At 35.3% G+C, this 14,513-nt stretch carries 12 protein-coding genes; 5 read left to right on the forward strand and 7 right to left on the reverse strand.

All coding sequences use genetic code 11. The features are described from left to right. Positions 1 to 73 precede the first annotated feature (73 nt). Positions 74 to 2,836: a tetratricopeptide repeat protein gene (locus AC0NJG_RS15880; RefSeq protein ID WP_087994755.1), complete on the forward strand. Its 2,763-nt coding sequence runs from the start codon at positions 74 to 76 to the stop codon at positions 2,834 to 2,836. 191 nt (positions 2,837 to 3,027) lie between these two features. Here AC0NJG_RS15880 and lepB read toward each other — a convergent pair whose 3' ends face one another. Next, positions 3,028 to 3,564 (reverse strand): signal peptidase I, encoded by a 537-nt coding sequence (lepB, locus tag AC0NJG_RS15885; RefSeq protein WP_173602260.1) that lies wholly within the window; start codon positions 3,562 to 3,564, stop codon positions 3,028 to 3,030. A gap of 186 nt (positions 3,565 to 3,750) precedes the next feature. On the opposite strand from lepB, the gene AC0NJG_RS15890 reads away from it, so the two are divergent. Then, entirely contained in the window at positions 3,751 to 4,035 is a 285-nt protein-coding gene (locus AC0NJG_RS15890; RefSeq protein ID WP_000867043.1) for a hypothetical protein, read from the forward strand. 53 nt (positions 4,036 to 4,088) lie between these two features. Here AC0NJG_RS15890 and AC0NJG_RS15895 read toward each other — a convergent pair whose 3' ends face one another. After that, positions 4,089 to 4,769, reverse strand: a complete 681-nt coding sequence (locus tag AC0NJG_RS15895; protein ID WP_087952033.1) for a lysoplasmalogenase — start codon at positions 4,767 to 4,769, stop codon at positions 4,089 to 4,091. A gap of 122 nt (positions 4,770 to 4,891) precedes the next feature. After that, positions 4,892 to 5,842 carry a DMT family transporter gene (locus AC0NJG_RS15900; protein WP_087952032.1) on the reverse strand — a complete coding sequence of 317 codons (951 nt, stop codon included), beginning with the start codon at positions 5,840 to 5,842 and terminating at the stop codon, positions 4,892 to 4,894. 270 nt (positions 5,843 to 6,112) lie between these two features. Here AC0NJG_RS15900 and AC0NJG_RS15905 point away from each other — a divergent pair, with 270 nt between their 5' ends. After that, positions 6,113 to 8,038 (forward strand): heavy metal translocating P-type ATPase, encoded by a 1,926-nt coding sequence (locus AC0NJG_RS15905; protein WP_087994756.1) that lies wholly within the window; start codon positions 6,113 to 6,115, stop codon positions 8,036 to 8,038. A 185-nt stretch (positions 8,039 to 8,223) separates the two neighbouring features. Here AC0NJG_RS15905 and AC0NJG_RS15910 read toward each other — a convergent pair whose 3' ends face one another. The 3 genes from AC0NJG_RS15910 to AC0NJG_RS15920 are packed head-to-tail and all read right to left on the reverse strand — an operon-like array spanning position 8,224 to position 10,133. After that, the gene (locus tag AC0NJG_RS15910; protein ID WP_001226533.1) at positions 8,224 to 9,093 is read right to left on the reverse strand and encodes a YihY/virulence factor BrkB family protein; all 870 of its coding nucleotides are present in this window, start codon (positions 9,091 to 9,093) and stop codon (positions 8,224 to 8,226) included. Between the two features lie 6 nt (positions 9,094 to 9,099). Then, a complete protein-coding gene (locus AC0NJG_RS15915) occupies positions 9,100 to 9,615 on the reverse strand; it encodes a DUF4075 domain-containing protein (RefSeq protein WP_001085393.1) in 516 nt (171 codons plus the stop codon). Between the two features lie 53 nt (positions 9,616 to 9,668). Further along, positions 9,669 to 10,133: a low molecular weight protein-tyrosine-phosphatase gene (locus AC0NJG_RS15920; RefSeq protein ID WP_000250910.1), complete on the reverse strand. Its 465-nt coding sequence runs from the start codon at positions 10,131 to 10,133 to the stop codon at positions 9,669 to 9,671. A 173-nt stretch (positions 10,134 to 10,306) separates the two neighbouring features. On the opposite strand from AC0NJG_RS15920, the gene AC0NJG_RS15925 reads away from it, so the two are divergent. Continuing rightward, a complete protein-coding gene (locus AC0NJG_RS15925; protein WP_000366197.1) occupies positions 10,307 to 10,531 on the forward strand; it encodes a DUF1128 domain-containing protein in 225 nt (74 codons plus the stop codon). A gap of 189 nt (positions 10,532 to 10,720) precedes the next feature. Next, positions 10,721 to 13,387 carry a cation-translocating P-type ATPase gene (locus AC0NJG_RS15930; protein ID WP_143880749.1) on the forward strand — a complete coding sequence of 889 codons (2,667 nt, stop codon included), beginning with the start codon at positions 10,721 to 10,723 and terminating at the stop codon, positions 13,385 to 13,387. Between the two features lie 35 nt (positions 13,388 to 13,422). Here AC0NJG_RS15930 and AC0NJG_RS15935 read toward each other — a convergent pair whose 3' ends face one another. Then, positions 13,423 to 14,505, reverse strand: coding sequence for a toxic anion resistance protein (locus tag AC0NJG_RS15935; protein ID WP_001064409.1), 1,083 nt, complete (start codon positions 14,503 to 14,505; stop codon positions 13,423 to 13,425). Positions 14,506 to 14,513 lie beyond the last annotated feature (8 nt).

Genomic DNA, 14,513 nt, shown 5'->3' on the forward strand with positions numbered 1-14,513 from the left:
CTTCTACCTATTAAAAGAACATGCACCCTTTACATACAACATCATTTTTCTAAATTATACAGGGGGAACGAACATGACCATTGAAAATCAATTTATCCAAAAGGTTTACTATAAAACATTTTTAACAGAAGAAACTTCTACTCCAGTATCAGAAGTACTCGGTGAAGCATATATAAATGAATCTACAAATGAATTCTCCAACATTTCTAATATTCGCTTTGCTCAAGGTGAATTGTATTACCAAAATAAAGACTTTGAAGCAGCGATATTTAAATGGGAGAAAGTAAATAACGAACTTGCACTTTGGGCAACCAAAAATATTGCAGATGCTTATTTTGAACTAGGATTCTTACCAAAAGCAGAAGAAATGTATCAATCTATCCAAACGGAAGATACCACTCTTACAATGGAAGTTTCCTTACAACTTCTTTCTCTTTATATCGAACAAGATCGTTTAGGTCTAGCATTTAAGACGATTAGTGAAGCTGTTGCATTTCAACCTGACTATCCAAATATTACTTCAATTGCTCGCTCGTTCTATGAAAAACAAGAAGATTGGAATAACGCCATCGAACTTGCCGTTCAAGAAGGAATTCGAACAAAATCATTACATTGGTTCGATACTTTAATTAATTATGTGAATCAAGGATTTACGAAACAAATCAAACCAGAATATTTCTATGAATCTTTAAAAGCTTTATATGCAATTGATCAAGTCCAATTTAAGGAACTTGTTATCGCTCTTTGGAATAGCTATCAAAATGAAAAATCGCATCTACCTTGGATTCAAACAATAAATCATTTATTCTTACATATTGAAACAGACAACAATGACGATTGGCATGAAATTGTTGAACGCTATCAAGATACGTACTTTGAATTAATTACTGGTGAACATTTCATGCATGAAATGCAAGGACTTGTACCTGACTTATTAACAAATTGGTTTAGTTTAACGAGAGCAAAAGACGCCCTATTCGTCTCTGCTGCAGTGTTAGCGTGGAATGAAGTTTCACCTACAACTTTAGAGTCATTACTCGTAAAAAGTGCAGGAGCCCTACTCTCTAATTCAACAGCTGAAACAAATGTGAATATGGAAACTGTTTCTCATTTATTCGAAACAATTGCTGTATGGGCTGAAAAAAATGATGTAGATTTAAGTCATCAATTTACGTTACTCGTTCATGAACTATGTGATTTAAATGTTACAAAATTACTAATTGCGGGAACTAGTGACCATGATAAATTATCATTCGTCAATTCAATATTAGGAGAGAACATCTTAACTGAAACTATAACAACTCCTATTCTATTTAAAGATGATAGCCAAACTGAAATAACAGAATTCACTGCGTTAGATGTGCACAATATACCAAACTTTGATGAATTCCATCAAATAATGGCTACACCTGAACAATCAGAACTTGAAAACAAATGTATAGAAATTAAATTACCAAGTAGATTTTTGAGAAAGAATAAATTTGCATTTCTTGTTACACCATCTGTTCAAGGACAAGTGGATAAAAACAGCTCATATTTTGAATACTTACAAGCCGCAGATAGCCTTATTTACGTATTAAATTCTGCTTCATCGTTACATGGTGAAGAACTTGATACATTACTTTATTTACGTGAACAAGTACCGAACTTACAAATTCATTTCGTATTACACACAAATAGTGCGGATACGAACGAAAAACTAATGAGTAAGATGAAAGTCCATTTCCCAAATGCGCAGTTCTTCCCATACTCTCCTTCACAAGAGGGGAGCCAACAACTTGGGGACGTGACAGAGTCTATTCTTTCTAATCTAGCAGAACGCGATATAGAACAAGAACGTATCGAAAAACTAATATGGTTTACTCAAAAGACCATCGCATACCTTGTAAATGAACGTGTGGAATTAGAAAATACATTAGTCAAATCAGTACGTTGGAATAAACATATCTCAGTAAAACTAAACGGATTTATTAACAATCTCACTGCTCTTGAAAAAGATAAAATTCGTTCTATTACAGAATCTTATCTTTTAACGAAAGAAGAAATCACACGAGATATTCATTCTCAAATTCCTGAATTATTACAGAGCTGCTCTGACCTTGTTCAAGAAGATAGTGATTTCAAATTAGTTCATGAAGAATTAAATACTGCGATGAACGAACGAATTCAAAAACATGTACAGCAAGTGCTTCTCCCTAAATTTACTGGATTTATTCAAGAGTGGATTGAAACAGCTCATAATGAATTTATTCAAGCTCAATCTTATTTAGATGAAATGAGTGAAACGTTTAATAAATTATATAAAGAAGAACGTATGAAACTTCCTTGCGATTTCAAATTACTAGATGATTGGCATCGAGATGTTGTACGTATGACAAATAGAATTACAGTATCGAACATCAATATTTTATTACGCTTTACACCGACACAATTTTTCTTAAAGAGTGCAGGAAAACTGTTTGGTAACATGCAAAAAAATCAATCTATGCTTGCAAACAAATATAAACAATACATTGAAACGGAAGATTATACGGAAATTGCTCAAACAATCTCAAAACAATTCTTCCTTCAATTTGAAGTATTTGAAGGCGCATTAGAACGAGATATCATGATGTTCTTTAAAGATCCACTTAGCATATTGAAGCAAAATGTAGAAGCCGCTCAACTTGAAATACAGGAAGACGAGCAAACATTAGCAACGCTAAGAAGCAACCCAGAAACTTATCACGATCCGTTAGCATTCTTTAAACTGCAACTATTGCAGCACAAATTCGTTTTAAGTACGAACAAAAACAATGAAGACGTCTATGAATTTAATGAGTCTCCTACGATTTAACATAAAGTGAAACTTTAATCAGTGGGGGGCTTCATCCCCCACTGATTATTAGTTGAACCAATCGGACTTTAATGGGCAGCCCGACCCCCACCTAACTTCCTTGCTTTCACTGAATTTTGAGGTGAGGGTCTTACTGCCCATTAAAGCGGGATAAAAAACCAAGCAAACTGAAATTTGCTTGGTTTTTTACTTTAATTCATTATTTTCATATGTTCAAATGGATAATAAATTGCCGCTAATTCTCCTAATACATCCGCTTTATCAATGAGTCCTAAACCATTTCTACTATCTCTGCTTATTAAGCGATTATCTCCCATAACAAAAATCTTATTTTTAGGAACTGTAATCGGTCCAAAGTCCTCCGTTAAATTCATAAGTTTTTTTTCAGCCTGTTTTTTATTACTATACAAATACGCTTCCTCTATCACTTCATGATTCACATATAATTGATCATTTCTCACCTCAATAACATCGCCAGGCAAACCAATAACCCTTTTCACATAAAAATTATCTGTCTTTACAACAATAATATCTTCTCTCCCATAACTTTCAAATTGCTTTGCCAACTTATTCACAATCACCTTATCCCCATCTTGTAACGTTGGCTTCATAGACGCCCCTTTTACAGTCGTAGGAAAAAACACGAAAATTTTCGCCAAAGACACGAGCAAACAAGCAATTGCAATTGTTCCAAAGAATTCACGCAAACGTTTTTTCTTTTGCATCATTCCACCATCTCATTATCTTTTTACTTTTATTATAAAGACTTCAACCATGTATTTTCCACAAAATTCTGAATTACACAATTATAATATTACAAAAATACAAATAATAATATTCAAGAATGTATTATTTTGATATACTATATCTTGCATTTATCATTATATTTTTAGTTACTTAGGAGGATTTTTTCTATGAAAGTTATGCTTAAAAATGAAAATACCGGTCAAATTAAACAAGCAAAAATTGGTTTTAGTTGGACTGTATTTTTCTTTGGTTTCTTCCCTGCTATATTCCGTGGAGACTGGAAATGGTTTTTAATTATTTTAGTCGCTAGTATGTTTACATTCGGATTCTCTAACTTAGTCTTCTGCTTTATTTACAACAAGCTTTACATCAATGATTTATTATCCCAAGGTTATAAAGCAGCAGATGAATACAGCCTTTCTGCTCTACAACAAAAAAATATTGTAGCATAGTAACAAAAAAGATACCCTTCAAATAGTCTATACACTATTCGAAGAGTATCTTTTTATATTCCCACATATACAATACACATTTGAGCCGCTACATATGTAAACCAAATCCAAAGTGGTTCATACTTTAATTTGCGCCCTCCAATATCTGTTACGCCAATAATAAAATCAGAAATGACAAATAGTAAGCCACCAAAAGCTGGTATCCACCATATTCCTGTATTCTCATAGTATAAGGCGAACGCAAAGCAAGCCATTCCTCCAACCCACAATCCGTAAATTAGCGCTCCTATCGTAAACAATTTATCTTGTTTCTCATTTCGAATAAAGAAGAACCATCCTATAATGAGAAAAAGTCCGTATACGAGTAAACCAATCCAAAAACCATTCCATGAAATGCCTGTTTGCAAAAATGCTTTTACATAAAAACAATGCGCAAGCGCGAAAGTAATCATCCCTCCAATTAGCCTGTGACCAATTGGAATTAAACCTGCCATAAATAAATCCCCTACAGTTGATAACGTCATACCTAGTGCAACCCACGTACTATAATCTACTGATGGATCTTGTAACCATATCCAAATTGCACTTGCTGTTAAAGAAAAACTAAGAATAAGACGTACCGCTAAAGGTAACGGCATATTATTTCTTGTCTTTTTTGTCTGCCCTATTGCGTACATTGCACCCATTAAAAAAAGAATGATTTGTCCAATTAACACCATGTAAAGTAGATTCATAATATGTTCTCCCCAATAAATGCTTTTTGTATCTTTTTTCGTGACACCTAGTCTATTATCCTTTTTCTATACAAAAAAAGAAGAACAGTACTGTTCTTCCATTGTAATCGTCTTCCCTTTGTCTATGCTACTTGTTTTTCTTGCTCTATTTTTTGCTTAGCTGGTGTCCGATTCACCACAATAATTCCCGCAGCTACACACGCTAAACCGAATAGTACGAATGAATGAATCGCTTCTCCTAAAATCATGCTCGATAATAACACACCAAATACGGGTATGAAGAACATGTACATTGATACTTTTCCAACCTTGTTATACTTCATAATTGTATTCCAAATGCAAAATCCTGCTGCGGATAAGAAAGATAAGTAAATCAGCATAAGTATTGCATGTATATTAAATGTAAATGGCATGACTCCAACTTGCAAAACACCTATACATAATAGTCCGATAGAACCAAAAATCATTTGGTAGGCTGTCATATAGCCAACATCTAATGTTTTACTTCCTTCTTTCGCTAATATATTCCCATATGAATACAACATTGCTGCACTAAGAAGTAATAAACTACCGATTCCGAAATGGAATGACAAACTACCATCACTCGGTACATTTACTAAAACGACACCACAAAATCCGATAGAGACTCCAATTATTTTTCTCATATTGAGAGCATCATCTTTATATAAGAAGTGCGCGAGTAAAATTTGAAAGAATGATGATGTTCCTGAAATGATAGCTCCTTCAATACCAGAGCTATAACTCATCCCAATATAAAAACATATATATTGAAGAAATGTTTGAAATAAACCAATTTGTACTAACTGCTTCCCCGTTCCTTTTTTAAAGTTCATATCTTTTCCTAACACTTTAAAGAAGAATAAAAGCATAACCCCAGATAAAAAGAAACGATAGCCAGCAAATAATATTTGCTCCCCAACTTCTTGTGGCTGAATTCCAAGTTCAGCATAACTTAATTTAATAAAAGGAAATGCGCTTCCCCATAAAAAAGTTGCTACTATTGCAGCAATAAACACGCCAATCGGATGGGTAAAAAATTTCTCTGTCTTCACTTGTTGTCTTCCTTTCCGACCTTTTTATGAACAGTATTCATATATACCAAAGGAATTGAGAAAACACAAGTTTTCAGTTTCTAAACAAACAAAAACATATCATCTAACGAAAACATGTGCTATACTATAGAATAATTACAACATAATAACTATTAAAATCAGTTTCAACAGAAATGCTGCTATCCATTATGGATGGCAGCTTTCGTCGTTTTATAGGGGTTTCGATTTTGATTCTTTTTCTCAATAAGAATTTGGAAGGAGCGAGTAGTAATGAACTCAGAAGTAAAAACATTACAAGTACAAAAGTCTATTTCTCATCCCTCTTTATGGGATACATTAAAGAAACATTATGAACTTATATTTGCAATCGCATCTGGTATTTTCATTTTAGCTGGCTGGTTATTCACAAAGAACAATGTAATGAATGTAGGCATTACTTGCTATATCCTTGCTTATATAGTTGGTGGATATGCAAAAGCGAAAGAAGGTATTGAAGATACCATCGAAGAGAAAGAGCTAAATGTCGAAATGCTTATGCTCTTTGCTGCTATCGGCGCTGCAATCATTGGCTACTGGGCAGAAGGTGCAATTTTAATCTTTATCTTCGCACTAAGCGGTGCGATGGAATCTTATACATTAAGTAAAAGCCAAAAAGAAATTTCAGCGCTTCTTGATCTACAACCTGAAGAAGCATTACGTATTTCAAATGGAACCGAGGAACGTGTTCCTGTTGGACGATTACAAATTAACGACATTATTCTAATTAAGCCAGGTGAGCGCGTTCCTGCTGACGGTACGATTCATAGCGGTGAAACAAATATCGATGAGGCGGCGATTACTGGTGAACCTATTCCAAATGAAAAAAAATATGGTGATGAAGTATTTGCTGGTACTGTAAATTTACGCGGTGCTATCGAAGTTAAAATTACCAAGCCGAGCGATCAAACATTATTCCAAAAGATTATTCGTCTCGTTCAAAGTGCACAAAGTGAAAAATCACCATCACAACTATTCATCGAAAAGTTTGAAGGAACATATGTAAAAGGTGTACTACTCGTTGTTGCGCTTATGATGTTCGTCCCTCATTTCTTGCTGGATTGGAGCTGGAATGAAACGTTTTATCGCGCTATGATTTTACTTGTAGTCGCATCTCCTTGTGCACTCGTTGCTGCCATTACACCAGCAACGTTATCTGCTATTTCTAACGGCGCAAGAAACGGAATTCTCTTTAAAGGTGGCATACATTTAGAACGTCTCGCTTCAGTAAAAGCAATTGCCTTTGATAAAACAGGAACATTAACAGAAGGAAAACCTACTGTAACAGATGTATATGTTAGAGAAAATATGACAGAAAAAGAAGTACTTTCTATTACAGCAGCAATTGAAAGTCATTCTACACATCCTTTAGCTGAATCTATCGTGAAATATGCAAAACATGCGTATGACATTACATTACAAAAACCAGAAAACGTTGAAGATGTAACTGGTTTTGGGCTAAAAGGAATATTCGAAAACAAAGCTTATAAAATAGGTAAAGCTGATTTTATCGGTGAAGAAACAAAGACATTTCATAATGGTATTTCTGCCTCACTTGAAAAAGAAGGTAAAACTGTCGTTTATATTAGTGATGAGGATGGCATCCTTGGACTTATCGCTTTAAAAGATACTCTTCGCCAAGAGACAATAGCTGCTATTCGCGAATTACAAAGCATCGGTGTCGAAGCCATTATGATTACTGGAGATAATGAAGAAACAGCAAAAGCTATTGCCTCTGAAAGTAACATAAAGGAGTATTACGCATCATGCTTACCAGAAACAAAGGTTGAAACGATTAAAAAGCTAAAAGGAAAATACGGGACAGTAGCAATGGTCGGAGATGGTATAAATGATGCCCCTGCACTCGCTACCGCTAGCATTGGTGTAGCGATGGGAGAAGGAACAGACGTAGCTTTAGAAACGGCAGACGTTGTACTTATGAAAAATGAGTTATCTCGACTTTCACAAGCAATCCGTTTATCAAAGCGAATGAACCGTATTGTAAAGCAAAACGTGATCTTTTCACTAGCTGTAATTGCAATGCTCATTTGTTCAAACTTCTTACAATTTTTAGCTCTTCCATTCGGTGTTATCGGGCATGAAGGAAGTACGATTCTTGTTATTTTGAATGGCTTACGATTATTAAAAGGAAATAAATAAGAACGGGTCCCTCATAGAGGACCCGTTTTTTCTAATGGTAGCTATTATGCCCATTCGCACTACCACTCGTTTTATGCTTTGGATGCGAACTACTCTTTTGTTTATTGTTATTTTTATTGTTGTGATTCTTTTTATTATTACTCATGAAATATCCCCCCTGTTCCTTATTATTATGGAACAAAAGCTCACTTTTCATTACGGGAATTATTGTCACCGGTCCTATAATGATGGAGTAAACCATTAATTTCACCGCCAAGCAAAATTACCCATCCAGTTAAATAAAACCATAACATTAAAATAATAATACCACCGAGACCACCATATGTATTCGCGTAATTCGCAAACTTATCTACATAATATGCAAATGAGTACGATACCACAATCCATCCTACAGTAGCAAATGTTGCTCCTGAAATGACTTCTCTTCTTTTCAACTTTCGATCTGGTGCAAATGTATATAAAAAACTAAACAACGCAAATAGTACGAAGAAACTCGCTACTAATCGTGTAATGCTCCACACGTAAGAAAAACTATCCGATAAACCAATTGCTTTAAATACCGCTGCCCCAATGACTTGTCCAAACACTGGAACAATTAACGCAAACACAATCATAAAAATAATCGCTAATGTAAACACAATTGATAACGCTCTCGTTTTAATAAAAGAACGCGTTTCTGTTACATCATACGCACGGTTAAAAGCATTCATAACCGCATTTACCCCGTTTGAAGCAAACCATAACATCGATAATAAACCAAATGATAATAAACCACCATTTTGCTGGTTTACAACTTTATCAACGTTTACTTCAATTAAAGACATTGCATCTTCGGGTACGTACGGTTCTAATAAATTGAGCACACTTTCTGTTTGAAGGTCAATGAATCCAAGAAGCGTAATTAAGAAAACAAGCCCAGGAAAAATCGCAAGCAAGAAGAAATAAGCGAGCTGTGCTGCCAAGCCCGCTACATCATCGCGCATCGTCCGGTCATACAAATCTTTACCAAACGAATACGTACGATTTCTTCTCACCTTTTCTAAAATTTTTCTCATATATGGTTAAACGCTTTTCTTCTCTTCTTTATCTTGTTTCAACTCAATGTACGCTTCAGTTTTTTTTTCCTCTACATTGGAGTCTTTCATAAATAGTTCACGCGCTTCTTTCATACCGCCATCTTCAGCAACTACTGGCTCTTCTTCTGCTTTCAATTCATCTACTTTTGGAGATACAGCTTGAATTTCAATCGTTTCTGGCTTCTCTGCTGGCTCAACCTTTTTCTTACTAAAAATTTCTTTCGTTTCTTTTAACGTCTCTACAACAGACGGCGTCAATTTTTTAATTTCTGCTACTTTCGCTTTCACTACATTTAAATCAGCAAGTTCGCGCCCTTTATCTGTAACAGTTTGCACTTTTTCTTTGATCTTTGCATTTTCACCAATTTCAATCATCTTTGTTTTTGCTTTTTCTGCAGTATTTTTTACTTTTTCACGGTTTTCTTTCTTCAACATAGATACAGCTACACCTGCAGCTACACCAATCGCAATGTTTCGAGCAATATTATTTTTCTTTGCCATATTCCTTCACCCTTTCATTTCTTATGTTAGAAAGTATTTCTTTCTAAGCTTCCTCATATTCCTTGTTCATTTCGAATGAAAGCTAATAGCTTTGCACACCCTTCTGTTACAAGGTCATACACTTCTTGGAAATTCCCTGTATAGTAAGGGTCGGGAACGTCTGTCCAGCCACCGTCTGGAACAAAATCGGACAGCCTACCAATATAGCCTCCAGTTTTACCTAAACTTTTTAAATCTGCTATATTCTTGTTGTCCATGGCAATAATATAATCAAACTTTGTTAAGTCTTCTTTTTCTACTTGCCTTGCTTTAATTCCTTCAAAAGTGACTGCATTTTCTTTTAAAATTTTTTGTGTTCCTTTATGTGGCGGATGGCCAACATGCCAATCTCCAGTTCCTGCAGAATCAATGACAATTTTCTCTTCGAGTCCCTCTTTTACGACAAGATCTCGAAAAATCGCTTCTGCCATCGGAGAACGGCAAATGTTCCCAAGACAAACAAACAATACTTGAACCATATTTTGTTTCTTCCCTTCTTGGTGCATTTCTTTATATATACTTATAGTATAAACAACCAATTAGTGAATATAAAGGAAATTCCTACTAATTTAATAGGATTGAAAAGATTCATTAACGAAAATGATAAAAAATGTTAAGATAGCCTTATGTTATTTTAAAGGGGGACACTTCGGTGGATTTATCCGTAAAGTCAGAAGAAAACGTTGAATATATGGTCGAAGCTATTAAAGAAAAATTACGTATGGTTAATGCTGGAGCGATGAGAGCTGCTAGCTTTAATGAAGAAATGTACGAAGACTTACGTGACATTTATGAGCATGTTATGAAACGTGAAACATTCAGCATTAGTGAAATGCAAGCTATTACAGAAGAATTAGGTACATTAATTAAAAAGTAAAAAGCCTCCTTATGAGGCTCTTTTTTATTTCCAACAAATTCATGACAACTCTTCTCTTTCCCTCAACCAACTGTAAAATATTGTACAATAGAAGTAGAACCCCACCTTAGATTTTTTCCTCCATACATACTACTCACAAATAATAGCAACACTACCATTGCTAACTGTTTTTACTGGAGGTGCTTACTTATGAGCAATTGGTACAGTAAGACGAAAGATCAAACATTAATCGACCTAGAAACAAATGAACAACACGGTTTAACAGATGAAATTGTAAATGAACGTTTAAAGCAATATGGTTTTAATGAATTAGCTACAAAACAAAAACGCACTTTATGGCAGCGTATTTTCGCTCAAATTAATGACGTCCTCGTATATGTCCTTATTATTGCTGCCCTTATTTCAGCCTTTGTAGGTGAATGGGCTGATGCAAGTATTATTGCGCTCGTTGTCGTTTTAAACGCTGTTATTGGCGTCGTCCAAGAATCAAAAGCGGAACAAGCTTTAGAAGCATTGAAAAAGATGGCGACACCTAAAGCTATCGTCAAGCGAAATGGTGAACTAAGAGAAATTCCATCTGAGCACGTCGTTCCAGGTGATATCGTTATGCTCGATGCCGGACGATATATCCCATGTGATTTACGCCTAATCGAAACCGCAAATTTAAAAGTTGAAGAATCTGCTCTAACTGGTGAATCTGTCCCTGTTGATAAAGATGCAATCTACCACCCTTCCATGCAAAGTGATGAACAAGTACCACTCGGCGATCAAAAAAATATGGCCTTTATGTCTACTCTTGTAACATACGGAAGAGGCGTCGGTATTGCTGTTGAAACTGGTATGAAATCACAAATTGGTAAGATTGCAACCCTTTTACATGAAGCAGACGATGATATGACACCACTTCAAAAAAGCTTAGCACAAGTCGGAAAGTATTTAGGCTTTGTTGCTGTAGCGATTTGTATCGTGATGTTTCTCATCGGCTTTTTACAAGGACGAGATACACTAGAAATGTTTATGACTGCAATTAGTTTAGCCGTTGCAGCTATTCCGGAAGGTTTGCCAGCTATCGTTTCCATCGTTCTTGCAATTGGTGTGCAGCGCATGATTAAACAAAACGTTATTATTCGTAAACTACCAGCTGTTGAAGCTCTCGGTTCTGTCACAATCATTTGTTCAGATAAAACAGGTACGTTAACGCAAAATAAAATGACCGTTACTCACTTTTATAGTGATAACACATATGATTATTTAGAAAATTTAAATGCAAATAATGATGCGCAACGTCTATTGTTAGAAAATATGGTGCTATGTAACGATGCGTCTTACAATAACGAATCACAAACCGGAGACCCGACTGAAATTGCTCTTCTCGTTGCTGGAAGCACTTTTAACATGCAAAAAGATCATTTAGAAAAGATACATGAGCGCATTAACGAGATGCCTTTCGATTCAGATCGTAAAATGATGTCAACCGTGCATACATATAATGAAAGCTACTATAGCATGACGAAAGGTGCTATCGATAAACTCTTACCTCGATGTACCCACATATTAAAAAACGGTAAAATCGAGGTTCTAACAGATGCTGATAAAGATCAAATATTAGAAGCCGCTGGGTCAATGTCTCAAGAAGCTTTAAGAGTACTTTCATTCGCATTTAAACAATACAATTCAAACGATGTGGATATAGATCATCTCGAAGAAAATCTCATCTTTATTGGTCTTGTCGGTATGATCGATCCACCGCGAACTGAAGTGAAAGATTCCATTACAGAATGTAAAAAAGCCGGTATTCGCACAGTTATGATTACTGGTGACCATAAAGATACCGCCTTTGCAATTGCTAAAGAACTTGGCATTGCTGAAGAAATATCTGAAATTATGATTGGAACTGAATTAGACAACATTTCAGATACAGAACTAGCAAACAAAATTGATCGCTTACATGTATTCGCTAGGGTCTCTCCAGAACATAAAGTAAAGATCGTAAAAGCATTACGCGCGAAAGGAAATATCGTTTCTATGACTGGTGATGGTGTCAATGACGCTCCATCTTTAAAGCAAGCGGATGTTGGCGTAGCGATGGGCATTACAGGAACAGACGTTGCAAAAGGGGCAGCAGATGTCGTGTTAACAGATGATAATTTCTCATCTATTGTGAAGGCTGTTGAGGAAGGTAGAAATATTTATCGTAACATAAAAAAATCAATCCTCTTCCTACTCTCTTGTAACTTCGGAGAAATTATCGCTTTATTTTTAGCCATTTTACTTGGCTGGGCAACACCTCTACGACCTATTCACATTTTGTGGGTGAATTTAATTACAGATACACTTCCTGCATTATCACTTGGGGTTGATCCTGAAGATCCTGATGTGATGAAGGAAAAACCACGACATGCGAAAGAAAGCTTATTTAGCGGTAGCGTTCCTTTTCTTATTTTCAATGGAGTTGTCATTGGACTTTTAACGCTACTAGCCTTTATCGCCGGAGCAAAGTTCTATACTGGAGATACAAATTTATTCCCTCTTTTCCCAGAGCGAATTGATGAGGATGCTCTATTACACGCTCAAACGATGGCATTTGTCGTTCTTAGTTTTTCTCAGCTCGTTCATTCATTTAACTTGCGTTCAAGAACGAAATCAATCTTTTCAATTGGGATTTTTACAAATAAATATTTAGTCTTCTCCCTTCTTATCGGTGTTCTTATGCAAGTTTGTATCATCTCCATTCCGCCCCTTGCAAATATATTCGGTGTGCATGCATTAACGATGCGAGATTGGGGATTTGTTCTCTTATTAAGTATCATTCCACTTATTGTGAATGAGATTATTAAATTAGTGAAGAGAAACTAAAAGGCAATGAGGACTCTTCCTCATTGCCTTTTCATTTACCCTTGTAATTCTTTTTTAATGTTTTCAGTTAATGTAGCCATACGCTTGCGGCTTTCTTCACGCTCACGTTTGTTTTGCTCTTCAATTTGTTGTGTTTCTTGCATACCTCTTGAAATAATGTTCCAAGTTTCCTCAAGTGTTTCCATCTTAATACTAGAAGAACCTGATAACCTCGCTACTTCCACACTTTGCGTCGCAATATTTTGTGCATTTTTCTTAAGTAATTCATTTGTACGGCGATCCAGTTCAGCCATAGAATCTGCAACAAGCTTTTGACGCTTCGCATTTACCGCTTGAATGATACCATTTTTAAAGATAGGAATCGTTGTAATAAATGCTGTATTGATTTTACCAATTAATTTATTATTACCACGTTGAATCATACGAATTTGTGGTGCTGTAAGTAACGCAACCATACGTGCTTTTTCTAAATCATCAATACGCTGTTCTAAAATTTCAACAGAGTTTTTAAGCGACTCTAATTCAATACCTGCTAATTGATCATTATTACGTACACGCTCTTCATACATCGGAACTAACTCTGTATTTAAACGCTCTAATAACATTTCTCCTGCTACTACGTATTTTTCTAAGTCTAAATAATATTTTAAGTTTTGCTCATATAAACCATCTAACGTACCAATTGATTTTTTCATTTCATCTTGATACTTTGTAATTTCCACATACACTTTATCAATTTCACGGCCCATCGTTTGATATTTGCTAAAGATTTGTTCAATCATTTTATCCGCTTTTTTGAACATACGTGAGAAGAAACCGCTTTTCTCTTCCGCAAAGTCTTTGCTATCGAATCGGTCCATAATTTTACCAAGCTGTTTTAATAATTCACCAGAATCTTCTATCTTTGATAATGACATCGTATGTAAGATTTGATCAGCAAAACGTGAAATTTCCATAGAAGGTTCTTTTCCAAGTTCAATTAATTCTAATTGATCTTTAATATCTACCGCATTATAAATACGTTGTACATCCGCATCTTGTCTCAGTTGCAAGCGAACATCTTGTGCTGTTTGCTCATTTAATTCTGTTTTCGGATCTAGTACGACTGGGTTATTCATATGGTATT

The organism is Bacillus sp. SSR7 (assembly GCF_055902415.1).